22 protein-coding genes and 1 pseudogene are annotated in these 24,558 nt (G+C 60.6%); 11 read left to right on the top strand and 12 right to left on the bottom strand.

All coding sequences use genetic code 11. The annotated features are described in order from the left end of the window. Nucleotides 1-258: 258 nt before the first annotated feature. The 4 genes from WKR98_RS15785 to WKR98_RS15770 all read right to left on the bottom strand — a co-directional run bounded on the left by WKR98_RS15785 (nucleotide 259) and on the right by WKR98_RS15770 (nucleotide 3,023). Nucleotides 259-1,116, bottom strand: coding sequence for a replication initiator protein A (locus WKR98_RS15785; protein ID WP_341434478.1), 858 nt, complete (start codon nucleotides 1,114-1,116; stop codon nucleotides 259-261). A gap of 26 nt (nucleotides 1,117-1,142) precedes the next feature. Beyond that, nucleotides 1,143-1,436 carry a helix-turn-helix transcriptional regulator gene (locus WKR98_RS15780; protein ID WP_341434045.1) on the bottom strand — a complete coding sequence of 98 codons (294 nt, stop codon included), beginning with the start codon at nucleotides 1,434-1,436 and terminating at the stop codon, nucleotides 1,143-1,145. A gap of 111 nt (nucleotides 1,437-1,547) precedes the next feature. Further along, nucleotides 1,548-2,315 carry a DUF2285 domain-containing protein gene (locus WKR98_RS15775; protein ID WP_341434044.1) on the bottom strand — a complete coding sequence of 256 codons (768 nt, stop codon included), beginning with the start codon at nucleotides 2,313-2,315 and terminating at the stop codon, nucleotides 1,548-1,550. 357 nt (nucleotides 2,316-2,672) lie between these two features. Then, the gene (locus WKR98_RS15770; protein ID WP_341434043.1) at nucleotides 2,673-3,023 is read right to left on the bottom strand and encodes a DUF2958 domain-containing protein; all 351 of its coding nucleotides are present in this window, start codon (nucleotides 3,021-3,023) and stop codon (nucleotides 2,673-2,675) included. 316 nt (nucleotides 3,024-3,339) lie between these two features. Here WKR98_RS15770 and WKR98_RS15765 point away from each other — a divergent pair, with 316 nt between their 5' ends. Beyond that, the gene (locus tag WKR98_RS15765; RefSeq protein WP_341434042.1) at nucleotides 3,340-3,633 is read left to right on the top strand and encodes a helix-turn-helix domain-containing protein; all 294 of its coding nucleotides are present in this window, start codon (nucleotides 3,340-3,342) and stop codon (nucleotides 3,631-3,633) included. Nucleotides 3,634-3,703: 70 nt separating this feature from the next. Here WKR98_RS15765 and WKR98_RS15760 read toward each other — a convergent pair whose 3' ends face one another. From WKR98_RS15760 to WKR98_RS29270, 6 genes and pseudogenes are all read right to left on the bottom strand, one after another. Next, the gene (locus tag WKR98_RS15760; RefSeq protein ID WP_341434041.1) at nucleotides 3,704-4,018 is read right to left on the bottom strand and encodes a DUF736 domain-containing protein; all 315 of its coding nucleotides are present in this window, start codon (nucleotides 4,016-4,018) and stop codon (nucleotides 3,704-3,706) included. 759 nt (nucleotides 4,019-4,777) lie between these two features. Next, the gene (locus WKR98_RS15755) at nucleotides 4,778-4,987 is read right to left on the bottom strand and encodes a hypothetical protein (protein WP_341434040.1); all 210 of its coding nucleotides are present in this window, start codon (nucleotides 4,985-4,987) and stop codon (nucleotides 4,778-4,780) included. A 62-nt stretch (nucleotides 4,988-5,049) separates the two neighbouring features. Beyond that, nucleotides 5,050-7,098: a ParB/RepB/Spo0J family partition protein gene (locus WKR98_RS15750; protein ID WP_341434039.1), complete on the bottom strand. Its 2,049-nt coding sequence runs from the start codon at nucleotides 7,096-7,098 to the stop codon at nucleotides 5,050-5,052. A gap of 80 nt (nucleotides 7,099-7,178) precedes the next feature. Continuing rightward, entirely contained in the window at nucleotides 7,179-8,006 is an 828-nt protein-coding gene (locus tag WKR98_RS15745; protein ID WP_341434038.1) for a DUF932 domain-containing protein, read from the bottom strand. 762 nt (nucleotides 8,007-8,768) lie between these two features. Continuing rightward, complete coding sequence (locus WKR98_RS15740; protein WP_341434037.1) at nucleotides 8,769-9,152, bottom strand: ATPase; 384 nt, start codon at nucleotides 9,150-9,152, stop codon at nucleotides 8,769-8,771. Nucleotides 9,153-9,627: 475 nt separating this feature from the next. Next, nucleotides 9,628-9,717: pseudogene (locus WKR98_RS29270) on the bottom strand (PDDEXK nuclease domain-containing protein); the annotation flags it as partial. Nucleotides 9,718-10,415: 698 nt separating this feature from the next. On the opposite strand from WKR98_RS29270, the gene WKR98_RS15730 reads away from it, so the two are divergent. The 10 genes from WKR98_RS15730 to WKR98_RS15690 all read left to right on the top strand — a co-directional run bounded on the left by WKR98_RS15730 (nucleotide 10,416) and on the right by WKR98_RS15690 (nucleotide 23,618). Then, a complete protein-coding gene (locus WKR98_RS15730) occupies nucleotides 10,416-11,708 on the top strand; it encodes an EAL domain-containing protein (protein WP_341434036.1) in 1,293 nt (430 codons plus the stop codon). Nucleotides 11,709-12,138: 430 nt separating this feature from the next. Further along, entirely contained in the window at nucleotides 12,139-12,681 is a 543-nt protein-coding gene (locus WKR98_RS15725; protein WP_341434035.1) for a fimbrial protein, read from the top strand. Between the two features lie 109 nt (nucleotides 12,682-12,790). Next, entirely contained in the window at nucleotides 12,791-13,342 is a 552-nt protein-coding gene (locus WKR98_RS15720) for a fimbrial protein (RefSeq protein WP_341434034.1), read from the top strand. A gap of 94 nt (nucleotides 13,343-13,436) precedes the next feature. After that, complete coding sequence (locus WKR98_RS15715) at nucleotides 13,437-14,201, top strand: fimbria/pilus periplasmic chaperone (RefSeq protein ID WP_341434033.1); 765 nt, start codon at nucleotides 13,437-13,439, stop codon at nucleotides 14,199-14,201. 112 nt (nucleotides 14,202-14,313) lie between these two features. Then, complete coding sequence (locus WKR98_RS15710) at nucleotides 14,314-16,911, top strand: fimbria/pilus outer membrane usher protein (RefSeq protein WP_341434032.1); 2,598 nt, start codon at nucleotides 14,314-14,316, stop codon at nucleotides 16,909-16,911. 72 nt (nucleotides 16,912-16,983) lie between these two features. Beyond that, entirely contained in the window at nucleotides 16,984-18,006 is a 1,023-nt protein-coding gene (locus WKR98_RS15705; protein WP_341434031.1) for a fimbrial protein, read from the top strand. A gap of 498 nt (nucleotides 18,007-18,504) precedes the next feature. Beyond that, nucleotides 18,505-18,885 (top strand): SDR family NAD(P)-dependent oxidoreductase, encoded by a 381-nt coding sequence (locus WKR98_RS29265; protein ID WP_445936102.1) that lies wholly within the window; start codon nucleotides 18,505-18,507, stop codon nucleotides 18,883-18,885. 270 nt (nucleotides 18,886-19,155) lie between these two features. After that, on the top strand, nucleotides 19,156-20,001 hold the full coding sequence (locus tag WKR98_RS15700; RefSeq protein ID WP_341434030.1) for a universal stress protein: 846 nt from the start codon (nucleotides 19,156-19,158) through the stop codon (nucleotides 19,999-20,001). 320 nt (nucleotides 20,002-20,321) lie between these two features. Next, on the top strand, nucleotides 20,322-20,708 hold the full coding sequence (locus tag WKR98_RS15695) for a helix-turn-helix transcriptional regulator (protein WP_341434029.1): 387 nt from the start codon (nucleotides 20,322-20,324) through the stop codon (nucleotides 20,706-20,708). Nucleotides 20,709-20,969: 261 nt separating this feature from the next. Further along, nucleotides 20,970-23,618, top strand: a complete 2,649-nt coding sequence (locus tag WKR98_RS15690; RefSeq protein ID WP_341434028.1) for an AAA family ATPase — start codon at nucleotides 20,970-20,972, stop codon at nucleotides 23,616-23,618. A 133-nt stretch (nucleotides 23,619-23,751) separates the two neighbouring features. Here WKR98_RS15690 and WKR98_RS15685 read toward each other — a convergent pair whose 3' ends face one another. After that, nucleotides 23,752-24,276 (bottom strand): helix-turn-helix transcriptional regulator, encoded by a 525-nt coding sequence (locus WKR98_RS15685; protein ID WP_341434027.1) that lies wholly within the window; start codon nucleotides 24,274-24,276, stop codon nucleotides 23,752-23,754. 4 nt (nucleotides 24,277-24,280) lie between these two features. Next, nucleotides 24,281-24,556, bottom strand: coding sequence for a hypothetical protein (locus tag WKR98_RS15680; RefSeq protein ID WP_341434026.1), 276 nt, complete (start codon nucleotides 24,554-24,556; stop codon nucleotides 24,281-24,283). Nucleotides 24,557-24,558: the final 2 nt, after the last annotated feature.

Raw genomic sequence — 24,558 nt, 5'->3', positions numbered from 1 at the left:
AGAAACGCGATGATCATGGCGCGGCCCTCCCTGCTGGAAAGCCGGCCTGGTCGTGCCGTTTTGTGGTTGTCCACCGAAACGACGCGCTTCTACTAAAAGTTAGAGATTTATAGTTAGGTAAGTTAGAGGGGGCGCAAACCCGCGCCGTTACTGGCTTTGCGGCGTTTTCGTACTCCTGATAGCACGAGGGTCGTACTCCCGATAGCACGATACCCGGTACTCCTGATAGCACGAGGCCGTCCACACCTTTTCCCGCAGTTATCCCCGTGCCGTGGATGGCACGGGCCGGAAGGTCAGCAGATCCAGCCTTTCGCCCGGCATCGGCTCGATGCCCAGGACGTAGCCGGGCAGCGACTGCCGCGCTACCAGCACGCGCAGGTCGTAGGCGAAGTCCGAGAAGCGCGCCGCGCTGCCGGACTTGCGGTGCAGGTGCCGAAAGTCGAATTGCCAGCCGTGTTCCTGCCGCCCGCCGTGCTTGCGCACCAGGCGGTACAGCCAGCGTTCGATGCCGCCCTTCAAGCGGAAATAGGCCGGGTCGATGGTCAGCACCAGGGCGGCGTCGAGCACGCCGGCATAGAACCAGTCCGACAGGATCAGTTCGATGCCCAGCGGCGTGCCGCTGGCATCGGCCAGCTCGCGCCATTCGTTCACCCAGGAGAAGCGATGCAGGCGCCGGCCGGTAGTTTCGCGGATGGACGTTGCCACGCTGGTCGATTGCAGCCGGTCGAGAGCGGCTTTCAGGCGCTGGTAGTCGTTGAGGGACGTGCCACGCCCGATGAAGCGCAGGATTTCGTAGGGCGTGGCGTGTATCCAGCGCGACGGGCGAATGCCTGCGTCGCGCGCCTCCACGATCTGCGAGGCCGCCCAAATCAACACGTCGGCATCCCATATCGTGGCGATGCCATGCTCGGCCGTGCCTTCCACGCGGATGGTGATGTTCCCGCTGCAAAAGTCGATCGGCGCTGTGCGCCGCGACTTCGCCAGCGAAAAGAACGGAAAGGCCATCAAGTCCTGGCTGTCGCGCGGCGCCATGCCGTCGCCCGGCAGCGCGCGGAACAGGTCGAGCTGTTCCTGCTGCTGCGATCGCTGCCCCGACGGCAGCGATGGGCTGGACATGACGATGGCCACCGGCGAGCCGACGATCAGCGACAATCACGGTAGTCGCCCGCGTGACGTTCAGCATATTCCGGGTCGGATGTAGCCTCGTAGCTACGCTGGTCGGCCCAGGCATCAAGGTCGGCCACCGCGTACATGACGCGGCGGCCGAACTTGCGGAACTTCGGGCCGCCGCCGATCACGCGCTGTTTCTCCAGCGTGCGCGGCGACAGCCGCAAGTATTCGGCGGCTTCGTCGTTGGTCAGGTAGCGTTGAGGCTGCGCGGGCGCAGCGACAGAAGCGACAGAAGCGGCGGCAGGCTGCAAAGGAGCGGGTCGCATGGGATGAGCCTCCATCAAGTCCAGCCACACCACGCGGCCAGATGGAGGCACTTTCAAGAAAGCGAGGCTTCCTGCTCAGGGACGTTTTGCAGGGAATGCGAAACGTCCCCCCTAGTGCAGCGGTGGCGGAAGCTGTGCCAAGCGGCGGTAGCCACCACGCATCAGCGCATCGCCACGACGCACCAGTCGCCGCACGCGGGCGCGCAAGGCGCTGTCGGCGTACCAGTCGTCCGCGACGGCATCGGCGCCGAACAGCCCTTGGGCCACGTCGCGCAAGGACGCGCCCGCCAGGGTCGCATCGAGCGCCTGGAACGTGTGCAGTTCCTGCAGCGCGGACGGCGTGGGTCGGGAGCGTGTCGCCATCGCAGGCGCTGCATCGCTAGCGGTGGCCAGCTTGTCCAGCTCGGCCGCCAATGCCTGATAGCGCGCGCAGGGCGCGGCGCGGGCGCTGATGGCATAGGCGTAGGCCATGCCATCGGCTAGGCCGCGAGCGATCACCAGCCGCAGGCAGCAGCCCGGCCAGCGTGTCAGTAGCACCAAGCGTTTACCATCGTGGATTAGGTGCTTCTGGCCGGGAATACGCCAGAACGCAAAGACCACCGCATCGGGTGACGGGTCGGCGTCCGGGCAGAGCTGCACGACGGCATCGTGGTCAGGGAACCAGGCCGGATGCGCGTCGCGCGCATCCAGAACGGGATCTTCGAGCAGGCGAAGCCCCCAAACGTGCGCCGCCTCCGGCCGGCGGCGTCGGCGCAGCCAGTCGCGGCGGTAGTCGGGATGGCGGCGCAGATACTCCCACGCCAGCGCAGGGCCGTCGAGGTGCAGCGTGTAGAGATACGCGGCGGTCGGATACCAGTGTTCGGCGCTCGGGTCAGCCATGACGCAATCTCCTGTCGATCAGAAGGAACGTCGCCACGGATTCCGGCGTGCGGGAGCTATCGAATCGCCATCAAGTTGTCATCGAAATCGGGGTAAGCTGTAGCTTCTTGTGTCAAGATCGATTGGCTCCGGTGCATTGCAGAAATCGTCACAATGCGACGGCTGAAACGCCTGAACAATTGGCGTCAGCATTGGACACCGTGCCGAAGTCCGCACCAAAGATCATGTCTATTTCGGTCAGACACTCAGTCATTCGTTGCAATGAAGTGGATCAAGACCTATTTGATCTTGACCAAGACCGGGATAGTCACAATTCGCTCGGTTTGACCCGCATTTCACGGTCGTCTCTGTGGCTGCTCAGTCGATGATCGAGCCGTTGTCTTGAGCCAGCCGAACGTACTCCGATAGCGGGCGCATGGCTTGGAAGTAACGATCGCGCATCACGGGCCGCTTAAGCGGCCCGACGATTGACGCCAGATCGGATAGCTTCACCGTTCCCAAAGCCGGCATACCTATTCCCAGGTCGATCAGTCCCCAGGCTGTATCGCCATCGGCTGGGTCGAGCGCGGCCAGCAGCCAGATAGCGTGCGCGTCAGGGGTGAACAGTCGTACCGCCGGCATTGGGTCGATGCTCCGACCAGCGGCGCGTGCCTCGCCGACGGTGAGCAGTTGCGTGCGCTGATCAGTGGTGATGAGCAGCTGGGTCATGGCCGGAACTCCCGTGAATCCGACAATGCAGGGATGCGCCTTCCCGCCACAGCGGGAAACCGGCGAAGCGGATGCGTGCTTTCGTGGGGAAGCACGAAGGCGCAAGTCGTCGAATCCGTGCATGCACGGAATCGCAGAAGCGGAATTGTGCAGGCCAGGAAAGACAAGAATGCGGTTCCCCGATTCTGTCTGAATCCGCCCATGCGGATTTCCGTAAAAGCACGAAGGCGGGTCGCCCAACGAGCAATGAACACTATAGATTGTAGCCCTATAGGGCGCAATCGGCTGTCATCTTGGTTTTTGAGGGGAACCATCGGTGGCGGCGAAAGACTCATTGGCGACGGCAATACGGACGGTCAGAAAAGCGCGTGGCTTAAGCCAGGAAGCGTTTTCTGACGTGTCGAGCCGCACCTATATGAGTTCGCTGGAACGCGACCTGAAAAGTCCGACCATGCACAAACTGGCCGAGTTATGCGAGGTTATGGAAGTGCATCCGCTCACGCTGCTGACGCTGGCGTACGCCGGCGACAGCACGCGCAAGGTTGACCAGCTTCTGGCGCAAGTGCGCCAGGAGCTTGAGGCAGTGTTGAAGGAACGCGACACGCCGTAGGTGCGTGCGTGACGTGCTGTGCCAGCAGCACCGCGCCCCGCCGCAATGGGCGGGGCGCGGTGGGCGGCCGTCAGGCTGCCTTGGGCTTGCTGCGCGACCAGATCAGGTCGTGCGTGCCGTCGTCGTTCTCGATCAGGCGGGCATAGACCGTCGCCGGGAACGAAGGGTCATCGAGCGAAACCGATAGGTACGGACGGTCGGCCTGGCTGGTTTTCTTCCACGCCGCGCCGATCTCGTGGCCGGCCGCTTGAAGGTGGAAGTCGGGGGCGTTCTCGGTGTCGCCCTTGTCGTTGGGAACCAGCTTGACCTTGACGTTGAGCGTCAGGGTGCGAAGCGTGCCGGTGAAGCCGTCTTTCTCTGCGGTGAAGGTGCCGATGTTAGCCATGATGTTTCTCCTTTCGGGTTGAACAAGGTCGCGCCAGTGCGTCCTTGTTGTGATCCGGCCGGCGGGGGATGGGCTGGCCGCACCGCGCAGCGGTCGCAACACCGTGGAGAACCTGGAAGCGAAAAGAATTTGCTGCGCGAGGAAGCCGCGCAGCGGCGGGGAAATTGTTTTCGCTGGAAGGTTGCGGTCATGAAGCCCAAGGCGCTGCCGTTCCCTCGCCAGGATTCACGACAAGCCAAGGACGCACGGGCCGCCCTCTCCCGAATGGAGACGTGGCCGACTCGGCATCCCCGCGTGACGGCTTCACCGGCTTGCGCCCTGACACTGGCAAGGCCAACACCCCAACGACAAGCGAGAACGCTCCTTGCCGCAGATTGCGGCGACGGGCTTGAGGCGTGGCGTGGATGCTCCATAGCGTGGCCGGGTGGCGTGTCGGTGAACCGCCCTTCGTGACGTACAGGCGCGAACCCCCAGCGTCGAGGACGGCACGCTTTGGTACAACCTGCCGCAGCAAGCCGGGGCGTAGCCCCACAAGCCCCGCCCATTGCGGCGGGGCGCCATCGAAACCTTGCCCGCGCCAGCGGGCGCCGATCGCCGTACCGCGTGCAAGGCACTTGCACGTCCGCCACGTCGCCGCCTGGTCGAAGGCGGCGACGTGGCGATTTTGCTTTGGACGCTGGAACCGGGCGCGGCCACCGCCGCGCCCGGATTTTTGACCACCGGCCCCAAGGCGGAACGGCTTGGAGCCAGTGCTGCTCGTTATTCCTTGGTTTCGATAATCCACCACACGGCACGCGGCAAGGCGCGGCCCGTGATGGGGTGCAAGTCGGTCAGGTCGGCGCAGGCTGTCCAACCGCGAGGCGGACGGTAGCCGCGCACGTCGCCTTCGCCGTGCCAGCTGCGGGCGCGTACCGTACCGGGCGCATAGATCGCCACCATGCGCGGGCGGCTGGTGGTGGTGCGGGTCATGGGGGCTTCTCCTTCAAGCGAAGCGCCCCGGTCGAGGCCGGGGCGCTTGCCTTCGGCGCGGGTCAAGCGGCCAGTGCCTCGGCGGGTTCATCCGCCATTGCCTCGGCATCCTCCGGGGCGTCCTGCGCCTGCGTTTCCTCCGGTGCAGTTACCGGGCCTTCGGCCTTGAAGATGGCGGGCATCCAGCCCGTACCATCGGCCAGCCGTTCCGCCTCGCTGGCAATGTCGGCCTTCTTCAACTTCGCCAGCCGGGCAGCGTGCGACGGTGCGAACTCGCCCACGGCTTCCAGAATCGCGGCCTTCGGCACATGCTGGAAGTAGCCGTCTGCGGTGGGCTGCCACCATGCCGCCATGTCCAGCCCCACGGCCTGCGCCAGTTCCGCGCCGGGCTGGTGCGGCGTGGCGCGAGGCGTCACCACGTCCACGGTCGCCGCTACGCATACCGCCAGCAGCCGCACCAGTTCGCCTTGCTCCATCGCCAGCAGCGCGGCGAACAGTTCGGCGCTGTCCTGCGGCAGCGCTTCGCCCGCGACCTGCTGCAACTCGCGCAGGGCCACGGCGGCAGGCGACTCGGGCCAGTCGGGGGCCATGCCTTCCAGCCGGTCTTGCACGGTCAGGCGCACGCCCAGCGGCAAGTCGCGGCCGTAGTGGCTGTCCTGCAAGACGGTTTGCACCATGCCATGCACCAGTGCGGCCAGCGCGACGTGCGGATGCCGGGCGACTTCGATTTGCAGCGCGGCGGTGCGGTGCGCGCTCAAGCGCTGCGCCAGCCGGTCGGACAGGCTCGCGGCCTTGGGCTGCTCGGCATCCTCGCCTTCGTCGTCGTTCCCGGCTTCGCCCTCCGCGTTGCGGAACCCCTGCCGCAAGCGTTCCAGCGTGCGCAGCGCCTTGGCTTCGGCTTCGCGCAGCAGCCCGCGATGAATCACGGATTCGCCGCTGCGGTCGAGGGTGAGGACGGCACCGGCCACGGCGCGCACGTCCTGGGCGTAGCCCTGCAAGGCTTCCTCCACGGCTTGCAGTTCCCCGGCGACCTGTTCGCGGCGCGGTTCCAGCGCTTCGGTCTTGTCCTCGTCCTCGGCGTCGTAGGCTTCTTCCAGTTCGGCGTCGATCTTGTCGAGGCGGGTTTGCAGCGAGGCGATGCGGCGGGCTTCGCGGGCATTCGGTTCGCGGCGCTGGCGCGGCGCGTTCTGGAACGCCTGCCGCTCGGCATAGCTCATGTGCGGCACAGCTTCCACCCACGCCCAACCCTCGGCGCGCACGTCCCCGGCCAGCGCATCCAGCTTGCCGCGCACCAGCGTTTCCAGCAGCGCGGCGTCGGTCAGGTGGGTTCCGGCATCGCCTTCCGCGAACAGGTCGCGGCGGATACCGCCGCCCGCCGCCGTGTAGGCGTCCAGCCCAACGAAGCGCACCAGCGGGTGCGTGACGTCGATTTCGCGTTCGGTCAGGCGTTCGCGCAGCGCGGACGCGCCGCGCTGCCATTCGGGCGCACCGTAGAACGCGGCTTCCTGCGCGGCGTGGTCGTCGGTGATGGTCAGGGCCATCAACTGTTCCAGCGTGACGGCGCCGGCCCGGTAGTCGGCCAGCAGGCGCGGCGAGACGTTGGCCAGCTTCAAGCGGCGCTGCACCACCAGCGGGGACACGCCGAAGTCGGCGGCAATGTCTTCGATGGGGCGGCCTTCCTTGACCAGTGCGGCGAACGCCTCGAACTGGTCGGCGGGGTGCATCTGCTCGCGCAGCAGATTCTCGGCTAGGCTGACGGTGCGCGCCGAAGCATCGGCCACCAGCAGGCACGGCACTTCGTAGTCGGCGGCGATGCGCATTTTCTTCGCCAGCAGCTTCAACGCGGTCAGTCGGCGGTCGCCCGCCACCACTTCGTATTGCTCGCCATCGGCGGACAGGATGACGACGAGGTTTTGCAGCAGACCGATGCGGGCGATGCTCGCGGCCAGTTCAGGGATGGACAGGCGCGGCGTCTTGCGTGCATTGCGCTTGGAGCGGCGCGGCAGCAACTGCGAGAGCGGAACCAAAATCAGGTTCTTGGTCGGGTCGGCCACTTCCAGAAGCGCGGCGGTTTCGATGGTGCGGGTTTCGATTTGGGTAACGGCGTTCATGGTGATAACTCCTTGCGGTTAGGGATGCAGCAGCGAGAGAAACGGCAAGGGCTGCTGCCTGCCCCTGCCGCGTGGGGGGTTCAGGCTTTCAACTGGCGCATGCCATCGGCCAGCAGCCAAAGCGCACGGTTGAGGCGGATGTTTTGGTCGATGCCCTGTACCGGGCGGGTTTGCTGGCGGCGTCCGTTGGCGCTGCGCCCGCGCAGGCCGCCTTGGGTCAGGTTCTCTTGCGTGCGGTTGAACACGCTCCACAAGTCCGGGCGGCGGTCGTCGTGGCGGCGCGGCATCAGGATTTGCGATTCCGTGATGGGCGCGGGCTTGTCGGGGTCGTCGTACTTGAGGGCCAGCGCGGCGCGGGCAAACACTTCGGATTCGCCATCGTTCAAGGTGATGGCGCGCATGGAATCGCGGGATTCCTGCACGCGGTCGAAGCCGCGCAAGACTTCGTAAGCGCCTTCGATGACGGAACCGGCCACGTCGCCTTTGTGCGGCACGCGAACGTCCGCCACCGTGTCGCCGCAGACAAGGCCATTGCTGCAAACGAACCGGAACATTCCGGCCAGCATCTGATAGCTGCTCGTGCCGTCATGCGAGTTCAACAGCACGATTTCATTGGCTTCCGCGCCGTTGATCTGGCTGGCGTGGCGCAGGCGCAGCATGTGCTTGGTGTAGTCGCGGCGGTCGTCGTGGCGCACGCGGGTTTGCGCTGCCATGAAGGGTTCAAACCCTTCCTTGCGCAGTTCTGCCAGCACGGCGGCGGTGGGGATGTAGGCGTACCGTTCGGAACGGCTTTCGTGCGGGGCGTCCGCGAAGATGGACGGGGCCACACGGCGGATTTGGTCATCGGACAGCGGGTAATCGCTGCGCAGCGACGGGGAACGGGAAGCGAATCGGGATGCGAGTTGCATGGCATTTCTCCTGACGAAAAGGGTTTGCTGTTCAAACCGCACACCGGATTCCTAGATTCGGAGCCCAGCCTTTCGGCTGTTCGGTGCGGTCGGCACGAGGAACCCGGTTGGCCCTGTTGCCACCGTCTTTCCTGAGTTCATCGCCCGCGGCCAAAGGAGCGCGCGGACGGGGGCCGTCAAGGAGACAAGCGCAGGGTTGGTGCGGCCCGCAGGCGCAGCCGAGGACACGGCCCTGCGCGCCTTGACGGCACACGGGAGCGGGCTACGGTCGCGGGTAAGGTGATGAAGTCAGGGGAGACGGCTGGACAAGGCAACGGCCATCCCTTTGTGCTGACCGCACGCAAGCGAAGCGCGCAGGCCTGAAGCTGGAAGCCGGGCCGAAGGCGTCAGCCGAGCGGAGCGAGGGAACGATGGAAGCCCGAAGGGTGCGAGACGCCGCAGGCGGCTCGATGCGAAGCACGACAGCGCGACCGGCCATGCTTTTTGGCCGGGGACGCCCATGCAGTCGTGGAGATGCAGCGTGGATCTTCTGTGGTGGATAAGCAGCCTTTGCGGCATCGGTATTGCCGCGCCGGCGCAGCCGGGGCGGCGGTATTGCAGGGGCGCCAAGCGAAGCGCGGCGGGGATGTGCCGAAGGCACTTCCCCTGGAGTGCAAGCGCCAGCGCGCAGCGCCGCAGGCGCGAAGTCATCGGCACCAGGACGCAGCAGAAAAAAAGGTGCGCCGCCCCGCAGGGCAGCGCACCGGATGGCACCAGGCGCGATCAGTTCGCCGTCATCGTCTGCAACTGCTCGATCACGCCGGGTTCGACGAAGACACACGGCTGGTCGGCCGCGATCGACACGTTGAACACCTGCGCGAAGGCTTCGCGCTTGAGGTGCGCCAGGCGCCCCGTCCGGTACGCCTGTTCGGGTTTCATGCGGCCACTGGCCTGCGAACCGCTGCGTTGCGGATCGCATTCGACCAGCGCGACAAAGCCATCGTCGGACAGCTTCTGATGCTCGGGGCACAGACCCCAGCCGGTCGCCGTATGGCGCTCCATGCTCGCGCGCAGGCGCTTGTCCAGCAGGATGGCGCCGGTATCGAACGGCTTGCCGCAAACGAGGCAAACATGCTGTTCGAGGGAAACGTGTGATTTGTCGTTCATGACGATCTCCGGTTGCACGGGCGGAATTGCCCGGAACCGTCGCCAGCACGGCGCAACGCAAGCAGTCAGGGGTCGCAGACGGCCGCCAGGACGCAAGCGCGCGTGGCGCGCGCCGCCCTTGACGGCGAGAACGCCGTGATACGGTGCAAGGAACAGCAAGACCGCCCACACCCCGCCCACTGCACACACCCGTCTTTGGGCAAGCGAAGCGCGCAGGCACGGATCATCGAGCCGGGCCGGAGGCGTCAGCCGAGCGAAGCGAGGGAACGATGTAAGCCCGAATGGGGCGAGACTCGCGCAGCGAGGCTCGATGCGCAGCACGACAGCGCGACGGCGGCACGCCGGGACGCCCAACTGGTTGGGACAGGACTACTCGTAGTCCGTCTTGCGCTGCTCGATCTGCAACCGCACCCGCTCGGTCGCCAGCTGAGGCTTCTTCTTGCACGCGCTCGTGCTTGTCGAGCCAGCGCAGCTAAAGCTCCATCTGCCCCTTGTAGGCCGCCTTGAACTCGCCGATCTTCAACTCCACCGCCACCAACCGGCGCAGCTTGCGGTTGTAGAACAGTGGACCAGGCAGACGCGTTGTTCCAGCGAAACGTGCGATTCATCGTTCATGACGATCTCCGATTGCTCGGGCGGAATTGCCCGGAACCGTCCCAGCACGGCGCACCGCAAGCGGTCGGGACGCAGACGGCCGCAGGCCGCAAACGCCAGCGCGTGCAGCCCTTACCGGTGAGAACGCCGTGACACGTTAAAGGGAACGGCAAGACCGCCGCAGACTTCCCAACGATGACACGGATGAGCAAGCGGAGCGCACAGGCCCGACGATGAATGTCGGACCACAGGCATCAGCGATGGAAGCCCAAGGGGACAAAACACCCCGGATGGAGATGCGCAGCATCAACACTGCCACTGGTCATTCTTACGGACCAATGACGTCCTGCGTTCTCACGCCTGTTAGTGACCAGAAAAATCGGTGTCGAGCCAGGAAAACGCAAAGCGCCACGGAGATTCTTTATGAGTCACCAGAGCGTGAAGGCCCTTGCTGAACATAGCAGATCCTCATTGTTCAATAATATTTAACTCATAGTCCATATTATCGCCATTGATCATAAATTCAATAGAATTTATTGTGACGCGCATCAGATTTTTCATCCTGATGAGCCAACTATGCAGCCTTTCGGCTCCCGCACTCCTTTCCTTTTTTCAGCGCGCTGCGCACTGAATAGCGGGCGAGTATCAATTGCAGTGGATGAGCCTTAGATGCGTAAAATTAATAGCCGAAAGTCCATAAATTCAGCCCTGAAACTTTGCGTAGCAGCGCTACCTAATCATTCAGCATATCGCCATAACGAAGCCGGAAAAACTCCGTCGACCAAGTTCACGCACATATTTGTTGCGCTACGAAATCTGCAGCATATCCGTGTGGCCTATGGCCAGAGCTTTTCCCTCGCCTTCATGCGAGAACTCTGGTTTCGTGGACATAGCCGAGGCGCCACGATTTCCGTGGTCAGCGAAGACTCGTTCCTCATGCACCTGCATGAAGGTTTTCCTACTGAGCCCAGGCTTTTGCAGCAGGAACTGGAACGCTGGCAGTTGGTACTGACCGCGCCGCCCTTCAAGGTTGAAGGCTCGTCGGTCTACCCGGTGCTCTCTGTGGGCTTCGTTGCGCTTGATGTATTGGGGCCTCCTTCTTCCTCAGAGATCAATCAGCTGACGCCATCGGCGGCCGTTCCCCTGCCTGAAATCCAGCACACCATCGCCTGGCGCTTGGCCTATGAGCGTGACATGGAGTTTGTGGGCGATTTTTATCAGAAGCTCGGCCAGCATAAATTCGCGCTAGCCTTCCAACCGATCGTGTCTCTTAGTAATGGAAACGAGACACTGTATGAGGAGGGCTTGTTGCGCTTCGCTGGATACTTCGCGGAAAGAAACATCACCAGCATCGATGCTATCAGCACACTCGAAAGACTCGGCCTGATCCGCCGACTTGACCGCAGCGTGGTGTTGAACGTACTGGACATCCTCCACCAGCAGCCCCAGCTAAACCTTGGGTGCAATATCTCTTCTCATAGCGCGACGATCGACACGTGGTGGACATGCATACTGGAATTTCTGGCGTCTCAGCCTGAATTGGCGTCGCGCTTAACTATTGAAATTACCGAGCGCTCGCCCCTACTCGACGTTAACGCAGCCATTGAATTTGTCCAGCATCTGCAACGACTGGGCTGTCAGATCGCAATCGACGACTTTGGCGCGGGATTTACCACCCTGGAATACGTGCGGCGCGCACGGCCTGACATCATCAAGATCGACTCTGGCTATCTACGGCGCGCACGTGGGAGCCAGCAGCACGCGGAAGCCCTTGTCCGCCTAACCGATCTTTGTTCGGTATTCACGCGACAAGTCGTTATCGAAGGAATAGAGAGTTCGAGTGATCTTTCCCTGGCAAGAAGAACTGCCGCAAATTGGGCCCAGGGCAATATTTTCAGCGAGCCTCTGATAAACCCAAGCTGGGCAGAACGCCCGCTTTTGATACGAAACTCGTCCCTCTGAAGCCTTCGATACAGCCTGTCCGCGCAGCCAATACACGAGAACTACAAGATGGGTCGCAAGTTGCTGCCCTGCCCTAGCTATAGCCCGAGCTTAGCAGAGGCCCCTGCATGGTTTTTCCTAGGTTAATGATTATTTAGGAGCATTCAATGGACTGTCATATATAGCGAGGGAAGCCTATGTAGCGCTCAGCAAATAAATCTCTCATGGTCAAGCCAATAGCTCGACCAAAACCAAACACCCTTGTGCAGGCCAGACTGGCGGGCTCAACCCGATTCGTCGACACGACCTACCAGCAGAAGAGTAGCCCACGTCGCGACACCTTTTCCGCTCTCAGGAAAATTCAGTCCTGATGGTCGTGGCAACTTTGTGCTCTCGCCTCGCAAAAGGCCAACACCGCCAAGATGACAAATAAACTTCAATGAGGTAAATCATGAAAAATATTCACACGAACATTCTCGCAGCTGCTGTTCTTCTCGCCACCAGCGCACCGGCCGCATTTGCCGCGGACGGCACCCTCACCATCAACGGCAAGATCACCGCCCAGACCTGCACCATCAGCGGCAACGGCGGAGGTAAAGACTTCACCGTCACGCTGCCGACCATCTCCAACTCAGCGTTGCCCGCGGTGGGCGCGACTGCTGGCCGTACTCCGTTCAACATCGCGCTTTCCGCATGCACACCGAACTCCGGCAACGTCCTGGTCTACTTCGAGCCGGGCTCGAACGCCAGTTCCAGCACGGGCAACCTGCACAACACTGCAACGGGCGGTGCAGCGAACGTCCAGGTTTCCCTGCTCAACGGGGACATGACGAAGATCAACATGAACAACGGGCAGGCTACCCAGAACTCCAAGCCCGTCGCGCTGACCAACGGTGCCGCCACGCTCAACTACTACGCGCAGTACGTGTCGACCGGCGCGGTTACCGCTGGCGATGTTACCGCCGTGTCGATGTATTCGGTCGTCTATCAGTAAACCGATTACCACACAGCTAAAGCAAAAGAAGGCTTGCCGGTGGACCTCTGGTCCACCGGCAGCCGGCGAGCACACCAAGGTCGCGGAATCATCAGTTCAGAGGAAAACCATGAAGCACATTGGCACAAGTCTTGTAGCAGCGGCCCTGTTCTTGTCAACAGCATCGACGGCCTTGGCAGCGGACGGCACGCTCACCATCAAGGGAAAAATCACCGCGCAGACCTGCACGATCAACGGCAACGGCGGAGGCAAGGACTTCACGGTCACCCTGCCAACCATCCCCACCTCCGCGCTGTCCATAGCGAACCCAACTGCAGGACGTACGCCGTTCAACATCGCGCTTTCCGCGTGCATGCCGAACGCCGGCAACGTATTTGTTTACTTCGAGCCGAGTAATACCACGACCGAAAATGGACAGCTCGGGAACATCATTACAGATGCAACCGGCGCCCGTGGCGTCCGGGTCATGCTGCTTAACAGCGACCTCACCCAGATCCATTTAAAGGCAGGCCAGGACACCCAGAACTCCCGGCCCGTCGCCCTGAGCAACGGTGCCGCCACGCTCAACTACTTCGCGCAATACGCGCACAACGGCGGCGCTATCGGCCCCACGGCCGGCGATCTTCGTGCGGTCACGCAGTACTCCATCGTTTATCAATAATTCAACAGCCACTCCGCAGGAGCGTTGGAAAACACGCCGGCAACTGACCAATGCACCAACGCCGACGGCCTCAAAAATTAATTCGGATACCAGTATGACTGTCAGAGCAAAGTTCAATGCGGCGCTCGTTCTTCTTGCAATGACGCTCGTCCCTGCCCTCGCACATGCGTCCGTGGTGCTGAGCGGAACACGGGTCATCTACGAGCAGAAGGAGCGTGAGGTCACGCTCAAGCTGAGCAACGAGGGCAACCTATCAGCGCTCGTCCAAACCTGGATCGATGACGGCAACGTGAATGCTCTGCCAGATGAAGTCAGCGTACCGTTCACGCTCACCCCGCCCCTGTTCCGAGTTGACCCGAAGAAGGGCCAAGCTTTGCGCATCATCTACAGCCAGGACCCACTGGCTTCGGATCGCGAATCGCTCTTCTGGCTTAACGTACTGGAGATCCCGCCCCAGGCTGCCGCTTCTCCCGAAGCGCCCAACTCCCTGCAGCTGGCATTCCGAACGCGAATCAAACTCTTCTTCCGTCCGACTGGGCTGCCTGGCGACCCAGCTGGCGCAGCGGCGCAGATGACATGGAGATTCGTCCGTAAAGATGACAACAAGTATGTACTGGTGGCGACCAACCCCTCGCCCTTCCACGTGACTATCAGCAAAGTCGCCACAGAGGTCGGTGGCGTGGTCTGGCGAAACGATACCGGTGCGATGGTGGCCCCACGTGCAACGGCCGAGTTCGATGTCGGCCCCGTCACACACATCAACTCGGAAGTACCTACCAAGGTTGATTTCATGTCAGTCAACGACTACGGCGCAGGAGTTGAGGGAGTCTTCCCCGCACAACAGCTGCAGAAGCCTTGACCGTTCGCTGATTGCGCTCGTCAAGAGCGCTACCACAAGGAATCGCGTGGTCCTGCCCGGCATTCGCCGGCCAAGGCACGCGCCGTGAATTAGATGTACCAGAGACCAATACATGCAATCGCGCGTTGAATACAGACCCGCGGTGTTGTGCGCTTTCGCCTCCGGCGTTCTGGCATTCCACCTTCCCATCGCAGCCCTGGCAAACGGGACAAGCAACCCGAGCTCCGCCGAGACCGTCATCTTCAATGACCTGTTCGTGATGCGTTCGAAAGGCCAGCACGTCGACGTTTCGCGCTTCGCGAACGGCAACCCGATAACGCCAGGTGAGTACTTAGTCGACCTGTACCTCAACGGCGATTGGCTCGGCCGCCAGGCGGTACGTTTTGACGGGCCTGGTGCAGCCGCTGCACCGTGTCTGGACAAATCAGTCGTCGATAAGCTGAACATAGAGTTCGAGCAGCTCACCGCGCATGGCCGAAAGGCGCTTGAAAAGCTGGCCGCCGGCGCGTGCCTCAATCTGTCCGCGCTCATCAAGGAATCGTCTTGGTCGCTCGAAATGGCAGACCTGCGATTGGATTTGAGCATTCCACAGGCCATGCTGCGGCGTATGCCCCGGGGCTACGTAAGCCCCGAGTACTGGGACAATGGCGTACCCTCGGCGACCTTGGCCTACAACCTAAACAGTTATCACCTGAGCGGTAAAACGTCGGATTCGACGACGTTTCTTGGTCTGGATTCTGGCATCAATCTAGGAGGCTGGCATTTCCGTCAGCGCTCTGCTGTTACGTGGAACTCGCAGGCGCCGCGAACGTACGAGAACATTGCGACCTACGTCCAGCGCGATATTTCTAAGCTGAGCAGTCAGCTTACGCTGGGCGATGCCTTCACCGATGGCGCGGTGTTCGACAGCTTCGGTATCCGCGGAGTCCAAATCTCCAGCGACGACCGAATGTTGCCAGAGTCACTACGCGGCTATGCGCCAACGATTCGAGGCGTCGCACAGTCTAATGCCCGCGTGACGGTCACGCAGAATGGCAACAAACTCTATGAAACGACCGTCTCCCCGGGCCCGTTTGAGATCAAGGATATGTATGCCACAGGCTATGGTGGCAACCTGCAAGTCACGGTCACGGAGGCAGACGGTAGACAACAGAGTTTCATCGTGCCGTACGCGTCGGTCACTCAGCTATTGCGGCCCGGCATCACTCGATTCTCGGTGGCGGCGGGTGAGGTACGCAACACCCAGTTCTCGGGTAAAGACAAGGTGCTCCAGGCGACGGTGCAGCAGGGGCTCAGCAATCTCGTAACCGGGTACTCTGGTCTCGTAGTTGGCGATGGCTATCTCGCTGCACTTGCTGGCGCGGCGTTCAATACTCCGCTCGGCGCGGTTTCCATCGACGCGACAAAAGCCAAGGCGGATATCCGGGGTATCGATAACACAAACGGGCAGAGCTTCCGCGTGAGCTACAGCAAGTTCGTGCCGTCTACCAACACGAACTTTACTGTCGCGGCTTATCGCCACTCCTCAAGTGGCTACTGGCAAATGCAGGACGCGTTCCTCGCCCGTGACCGCGTCGCCCAGGGTCGAGATCCACTCACCGTGGACCGTCAGCGCAACCAGTACCAATTGACATTGAGCCAGGATCTGGGTGATCGCTGGGGGAACTTGTATGCGACCGGATCCTCGCTCGACTACTGGAATCGCAGTGGCAGCGCAACGCAGTTCCAAGTTGGGTACAACAACAACGTGAGGGCACTTGGCACCACCTTTAGCTACAGCATTTCAGCTTCGCGCCAGCGTGAAGTACTGACCGGCCGGATGAGCAACCAGGTATACCTGACACTGACGATGCCATTGGGCCGCGGCACGCATGCGCCTACGCTGTCACTTCGCCACGCGGACAACAGCATCAGCGGTTCCTCTCAGCAAGCGACGCTAAATGGCTCGGCGCTCCCCGACAATTCCCTGAGCTACGGCTTGAACATTGACAGGTCGGCGGAATCCACCGTGGGCGGTGGAAACATTCAGTATCGCAGTCCCTATTCCACCGTATCCACTAGCGCAAGCACGGGTTCTGGAAATTCTCAGTACTCGGCGGGCCTGTCGGGCGCGATCGTTGCACACCCCGGCGGCGTCACCCTGGCAAACGACTTGGGAGAAACGGTAGGAGTCATCGAGGCCAAGGATGCCCGAGGTGCCCGTATCACGAATGCTCCAGGCGTGAGTATCGATGCGCGCGGCTATGCCGTGGTTCCCTATCTGACGCCGTACAGCATCAACACCGTTGACCTCGATCCCAAGGGCCTGCCGCTCGAAGTCGAACTGAAAAGCACGAGTGCGCAGATCGCGCCGCGTGCGAACTCGGTTGTGATGATTCGGTTCGGAACCGTGAACGGGCGAGCGGCAGTAGTTTCAGCGCGCCAACAGGACGGCTCACCGCTTCCGTTCGGCGCAAGCGTGTTGAACGAGAAGAACGTGGAAGTGGGCGCGGTTGGCCAAGGAGGCAGAATCTTCATTCGGGGCGCCGACGACGCGGGCACACTGAAGGTCGCATTGGGTTCGGCGGCACACCAACACTGTCTGATCGACTACAGACTGCCGCCCAAGACTGGAAAGGCCGTGACCTATGCGCAGGTCAATGCGATATGCCGTCCTCCATATGAAGCAGCAGATTCACGCGCCCAGGATTCAGCAGAGCAGGTCAAATAGTGCACCGCACCCCTCGCGCTTTTCCATTCTTCCGATGGTCTCCCCATCCAACTGATGAATAAGGCAAGTCTTATGGTACAGACCAATGCGTTAGCGAGGCATCGCTCACTCGCTGTTCAGGGCATCGCACTCTTCGGACTGGCATTTCTAGCGGCAACCGACGTACAGGCGCAGCAGTGCACAATCACGAGCAATACCTCGTCGATCTCGTTCGGTACGGTCACCGTCCCTCGCGACGCGAGCATAGGAACAGCAATTGGTCCTGCGCGCACGTCATCAGGGACAATCAACTGTCCAGTCAATGTCGGGAATCCAAATAGCGGCTTCTATCTCCAGTACTTCCCCAAAATGCAGGTGTCGAGTACCGTTGCCGGTGTTTGGGAAACGGGCATGCCCGGTATTGGCATTCGGGCACTTGCGCTCAGCTACGGAAATCGCGTGCTATCGTCATGGGGCTCTCCAAGCTGGGACGACTTCGCACCGCAAACGCAGAGAGAAGCTTACGTCGGCACTTACACGTTCAGCTATCAGCTTGTGAAGACGGCAGCGCAAGTGACATCGGGCCCAATCAACATATCGAACCTGTTGGATCTTCGCAGCCACAACATCCCGCTCAATCAACAGTCCGGCCCTCAAGCCACCTTTGGGGTTGGCAATACCACCATTGTCTCGTCGACCTGCACCGTCACAACACCCCAGGTTAATGTCACCCTGCCAGATGTCGCCTCTCGCACACTGAGCCCTGCAGGCACAACGGCTGGAAATACAGGATTCTCGGTCGGCTTGTCATGCCAAACCGGCTCTAACGTCTATGTGACGCTCACGGATGCAACAGCACCCAGCAACCGCTCGAACCTGCTTTCACCCGCGAGCGGCTCGACCTCGACGGGCGTGAGGTTGCGACTTCTAAAGTCAGACGGAACGCCCATTGCTTATGGCCCAGACTCCGCCCTGCCCGGCAACGTCAATCAGTGGCTCGTCGGCGGCTCCGACAGCACCACCCGTATTCCCCTGACCGCGCAATACATCTCTACGGGGACGGTCGGCCCGGGCATCGTCAGAGGGATCGCGACGTTCACCATGAGCTATCAATAGAATGGGGTCACCAACACGCACGGCTGTCTTAGCAGTGCGTGGGAAAGGCTGGCCGGAACGTGTGGGATGAGTGATAGCGAAATGACAGCGTCGTCGGCATCTATGGTTAGCTATGGACATGCTCCTGTTCTCTGCGAAGCCTGCCACGGACTGGCATCGTGCCAGCCTGGTATCCAACCTCACGAGCAGCTTCGACACGTAGCAACAACGACAGCTCCACCCTTTTCCACCCTTCAACGACTTGATAAGTATGTCTGCGTAGGCTGCGGAGCACCTTGGGTGCTTTCGATCGACTACTGGGGCAACCCTGCCGGGTTCAGACTATTGCCAGTCCATGCAACTCCTAACTTTTCCTCCTGGTAGCTCCATCGCTGAAGTCGAAGTAATTGCGAGCTATGTTCAAGAAAGTTGGACAGAGAATCTCGAATTTTCGCGTTAATTTGGCCGCGGCCCATAGGTACCATGCAAATGCCTCCGATCTTCATCTGAGAAGAGTCTGTGGCGAAGGCAGTGCGCGAATCAATGGTGTACGCAGGAGGTGGGGCAATCATCAACATCTCATCCGTGGTAGCTCTGATAGGAGAGCCCTGTGTCATTGCATGTACAGCCTCGAAGTTCGCCTTTACGGGAATGACGAAAGTTGCCGCAAAGGAGTTCGGTCCCCATAGCATCCGGGCGAACTCCATTCATCCTGGCGTGGCCGTGACACCTATCCTCGACCTGCTCCCAGAGAGGGAGGCCTTTCTAAGCGCAGCTATCGCTGGTACGGCAGTGCATCGCGCCGGCCGGCCTGAAGATGTGAGCAACGCCGTACATTTTCTGGCATCGGACAAATCACCTTTCATCAACGGCGTGGCATTGGTGGTCGGCATGCACTAAGCCATGCACAGTTCCTACATTCCATTGCACGTCTATCCGCGCTGCTGTCGATCTCCCCTCTCGACAGCACCTACGGAGCCGCCTGTTTCTAAGAGGCGGTCTCCGTTCCGCCCTCCCCAAAGGGCGATCGACTGTCGTGACGACAGCCACTTCCAGGGAGCCGATTGAACATCGCCTCCCTGGCTTCTCTTCTAATTTGCCCATAACCGGGTAGGCACCGATCAGCAATGCCATGAATACGCATTCTCTATTCGCGACGGATGAGATCACATGTCAATCATGATGAAAGACATCGCCGTACTTTTCGACGCCAGCCCGGAAGGGCAGCATTTGCTGAACATAGCGGTGGAGTTAGCCGAAACTCTGCATTCCCACATTATCGCAATCACCGCGCAGCCACATGTTCCAACGCACCCCCATGAAGCATTCGCTGTCGGCGCCGCCCTGAGTGAGGTGATTGCGCGACAGCGATCAGCACTTGTTGCAAGCTCGCTTGAAATGAGCGAAAAACTGAACGAAGCACTTCTGCGCAGTAGTGCGAGCGGAGAACTACGCATCATCTCCAATGCGGAGTCTAGTAGTGAATCTTCCCTTCACGCACTTTACTGTGACCTTCTTGTCATCGGACATCCCGATATCCCTGGCACTCCCTTAATGTGGTCCACGCACCAGATACTGCGGCAAACGGGGACGCCGATCCTCGTAGTGCCGCGCACCTGGCAGAAAACATCTATCGGCGAAAATGTGCTCGTAGCTTGGAATGGCAGCAGACAAGCCAGGCGCGCAATCGCCGATGCGCTCCCCATCCTCGCTAACGCCCGAGAGGTCACATTGCTGGTGGTCGATCCCGAGCAAAAAGCAGATGTCCACGGAGATCAACCAGGAGCGGACATGGCAGCCTACCTCGTGCGGCACCATGTCAAGGTCAATTTGGTAGTCACCACGTCAAAAGGTCACACTGTGGCTGACGTAATCATCAATCGGGCGAGATTTAGCCAATGCGACCTGCTTGTATTTGGTGCCTATAGCCGACTGAGAGCGAGCGAAGTTCTGTTCGGCGGTGTAACTAGAACACTTCTTATGGAGGTGCCAATGCCGCTACTCGTGTCCCAATGATTGTTGGCCCGGAAAGCTTCTACACCGCCCAGCACGCCTTGGCATCTAACAGCCGCACCTCGATAGCGACCAGACGCGCCCCTGCTACAAGGCCTGGAGCCGGCTCCCGTCGAAGGCTTTCTCCAGTCGCTCTTCCAACCATTTGCAGAGCGCTGGTGAAATCTCGCCTCTTTAGCCTCTCTTCTGACTCCTCCACTGCCGGCTGTATCCCCGCAAGCACGCTACGCTACTCCCCAGCGGGTTTTCCCGATAGCGATAGAAAGCCACCATTACTTCGCGCGGCAGCAGGCCTTGCAAGGCCGCACCCGACGGAGTTCAACATGGCCAGTTATCCATTGCAACCAGCCTGCCGAGACGACGAGGCCCAAGAGCCCTCCTATTCTGTTCCCCTGCCCGGCTCCGGCGCCTACGACGAAGTTCCGCAGTTCGCCAAGCAGGGGATACTGCCTTTCCGTCGCACCATTCGGCGCCAAGAGTTGCACCAGATCGTCCCCCTGGCAGAGACGACGATCTACGAAATGGAGCGGCGCGGCGAGTTCCCGCGTCGATTCAACCTGACACCACGCTGCGTGGTTTGGGACTTGGCCGAAGTAGAAGCATGGATAGAGCAGCGTAAACAGGCGCGTCGCGCCGGCGCCTTAAAACCAGATGTCTACTTGCGTAGAACCCGCCCTGTTCGGAAGGGTTCGAGCAATGGCGGGCGATAGACCTCCTCCGATCCCGCCCATGATTTCGACTCTCTAGTCACTGAGTGCGATACCCATTGCCTCGGCGGAAACACACCCAACGCCTCACTGGACGCTTCGTACAGCTCGGACATGCAGGTTCGCCCATGGAGATGGCACGAGCTTGACCGGCAATTACGCATATACCGAGGCAGTGCCGAGCTGCGATACCCATTTCTCAATGAAATGCAACATGGTTAAACTGACGTCACACCAAGTAACCGATAGAGACAGGGAACGCTCATGGCGATACTGCAAGAGATCTTGGCTTGGACACAGGGAATTGCGGCTTGGCAGAGTGATGCGGTTTCTCGCTTGCTGATAAAAGAAGGGCTAACGCCTCAGGATCATGAGGACCTGTATGCCCTGCTCAAGTCGGCCCACGGCATTCCAGACCCTAGCAATCGTCAGCCCAAACCACTAACTGCCAATCAAATTCCAGCACAGGTAGAGGCCACCACGCATATTGAATTGCGGGCCATAAAGGATCTACTCAACGTCAACGCGATTGCCGAGAATCAGCAACTGGCAGTTGGTCCGGCAGGCATGACTGTCATATACGGTGATAACGGGTCTGGAAAGTCCGGATATTCGCGCGTCCTCAAGCGTGCTTGCCGGGCTCGCGACCAATCTGAACCTATTCATCCTAATGCGAATTTACCTGGGGCCAAGGCTGGCAACGCGCAGGCCGCCTTCGAGATAGCTGTTGACGGTGCTCTCAAGGAAGTAACGTGGCAACAGGGCAAAGAGGCTCCGCCAGAGCTCTCATCATTTGCCATCTTTGACGCGCACTGCGCCCGAGCCTATCTGGATACGGAGGATGACTTCTCATACGTGCCATATGGCCTAGGCGTATTTGAGTCACTCGCCAAGCTTTGCCAACAACTCAAAACCTCCATTGAGCTGGAACAAAAGCAGTCGTCCGTAGATCTCACTGCATTTGCGCACCTGCAGGGTGAAACTTCTGTCGGAAAATTGATCGCAGGGCTTTCTGCAAAGTCCAGCGTTGCACAGATTGAAGCACTAGCCACTCTCAATCCGGAGGATCTTGAGCACAGGCAGACGCTGGATAAAAGCCTCAGGGAGAACAATCCAAGGGAAAAGGCTGGCCTTCTTCGCTTACGCGCGCGCCGTGTCGCAACGATCGCGAAGAATGCTGGCGAGAAAGGACAGGTGGTCGGCCCTGAGACCATTGCCAAGCTTAAGACCCTATCCGAAGGCTTTCACTCGGCGAAGGCTGCTGCTGCGCTCGCTGCGAAGAACTTCAAAGAAGGTGAAAACCTTCTGCCGGGAACCGGTGGCGAGGTATGGCGGGAGCTGTTCGATGCAGCTCGCAAGTTCGCGCTAGAAGCCCATCCAGACAAACAGTTCCCGGATTTGGGAGCAGACGCCGCATGCCCGCTTTGCCAACAGCCGCTGGCAGCTGGCGCGGAACGACTACTGCGATTCGAGGCGTTCATACAAGCAGAAGCAGAAAAAACGGCCCAAGCGCGGCGCCAAGCGCTCGCTGTCGAGTACCGTCCATTTGCAGCTTCAGTCATGACGTTGAGCCTCGATGAGGCAACACAAACGGAAATACAGGAAATTGACCCAGCTCTGGTTGACGACACCAAGGCTTTCGAGGCCGCACTGACTGCTCGGCATGAAGCGATCAAGGCTGCAGTTATCTCCCAGGACTGGACGGGCCTAGATCAGGTACTGGTTAATCCGGCAGAACGACTGCAGGGACTCGCTGACAAGTTAAATGCCGAAGCGGAAGCTTTGGAGAAAGCCTCGAATGAAGAAGCTCGCGCGGCGTTGCAGAAGCAACTTGGCGAACTGGAGGCCCGCGTAAAACTCAGCCAAGTTAAAGAAGCTGTGATTGCAGCAGTGGCGAAACTAGAACACCAAGGAAAGCTGAAGAGCTGTTTGTCCGCTGTCAGGACAAATGCCATATCGCTCAAGGCTTCGGAACTGGCAGAAAAGGTCGTCTCTAAGGAACTCGCTGATGCGCTAAACCGCGAATTTAAGGCCCTGGGCGTGGGAAACCTGAGCGTTTCTCTGCAAAGCCGTGCAGACCGAGGGAAAGCGCTGCATAAGCTGAAACTACAGCTACCACAGGCCCGTAGTCCTGGTGAGATCCTAAGCGAAGGCGAGCAACGTGCCATCGCTATCGGCTCGTTCCTCGCGGAAGTGGGACTGAACAGCGGCAAGGGTGGGGTCGTATTCGACGATCCAGTTTCATCCCTAGACCATCGTCGGCGTGAGCGCGTGGCCAAGCGCCTCGCTGCTGAATCGACGCAGCGGCAGGTCATCATCTTTACGCATGACATTTATTTCCTATGCCTGTTGGCCGAGGAGGCAAAGCAGGCAGGCGCTGCAGTGGTTACCCAAAGTTTGACACGGCGTGCCGAAGGATTTGGCATAGCAGACCCAGAATTGCCCTTCGAGGGAAAGAATGCCAGCAAGCGCATCGGCGCGCTGAAAGCACAGCAGCAGACCATTGCGAAGCTACACAAAGATGGAGACGGGCCAGAGCATCATAGGCAGACGGTTGATGCTTACTTTCGCCTGCGTATGGCATGGGAGCGAGCGGTGGAGGAAGTTCTCCTGCGCGAAGTCATTCTCCGCTTCCGCAAGGGCGTGGAAACACAACGGCTTGCCGGCGTGAGTGTAAATGATGAGGACTACGCGCAGGTCAACGCAGGGATGACCAAGTGCTCCAACTATGCTCATGACAAAGCAATGATGGGTGGCGTTGCCGTTCCTGACCCGGACGAATTACTCGAGGACATCCTCGCACTGGAAGACTGGCGTGCGCAGGTTCATAAGCGTTCGGAGGAAACCGCCAAGAAGCGCAAGGCAGGACCGCCGGTTGCTGCAGGAGCCGCTGCTCCAGGTCCACGGGCCTGAGCTAACCGAGCCGCGATCGTTAGTTACGCAAACACGCTACAGACTTGCCTCTTGCAAGTGGCCTAGCATGCCCATCTACGAAAAACCCGCCCTGTTCGGGCGGGTTCGAGAAGGATGATCTCGGCGACGCGCCTCATCCAACCAAGGCTCGCAGCTCCTCGGACACCGAGCGTGGTAACCGCCGACCCTCCTTCGCCACGTTGACCCGCAGTGCTACGCGCGCCACGTCCAGCACATCCTTGGCCAGAGAATAACTGCCCTTGGCCTGCAACCAGGTCAGTACGTCCGCCAAGTGCCAGATCGACGCACTCCCCTCATGCACAGGCACGGGGAAACTGCCCGGATGCGCCAGCATGAGCTTGCGCATGTTTTGCCGGGAAACACCCACGATCTCGGCCACGTCGGTCAGCCCAACCAGATCGGGTGCGACTTCAATCAGATTGGCCGACGGTACACTACTGCGCACGGCGGTCAGCGCACTGCGCACGGCAGCCTCCGCGTCGGCCGCCTCGCGAGTGAACTCCAGCGCCAGCCGTCCCGGCTGGCCGATGCCGACCAAGGCATCGTCGCAGCCGGCTTCGCCCAGGCGCTCGATCAGCACGTCCGGGTCGCAGTCATCGTCGGCAAGCTGGTACTTCAAGGTGAAGGTGTACTCCATCGCGCTACTCCTTGGCATCGTCGTCAGCCTCGCGCTGCTTGCGATGCGTGGTGCAGTTGTCCACGACACGCCGCAAGGCGCGAGCGTGGTTGCCGGGGTTCTTCGGCGTACTCCATACCGACGTGATACAGAACTCGCCGCAGCGGCATTCCTCATCGTTGTACGGACAATAAATCCGCCCCCAAGCGTGGCTACCGCCGACTTCGACGCGCCAGCCCTGCCCTTCGGCATGCCTGAGAGCTTCCTCGACCTCTTTCTTCGGATGGGAGGAACGGGCCATGA

Source organism: Pigmentiphaga sp. YJ18, assembly GCF_038066655.1.
Lineage (GTDB): Bacteria > Pseudomonadota > Gammaproteobacteria > Burkholderiales > Burkholderiaceae_B > Pigmentiphaga.
This window is presented reverse-complemented; position numbering and strand designations above follow the sequence as displayed.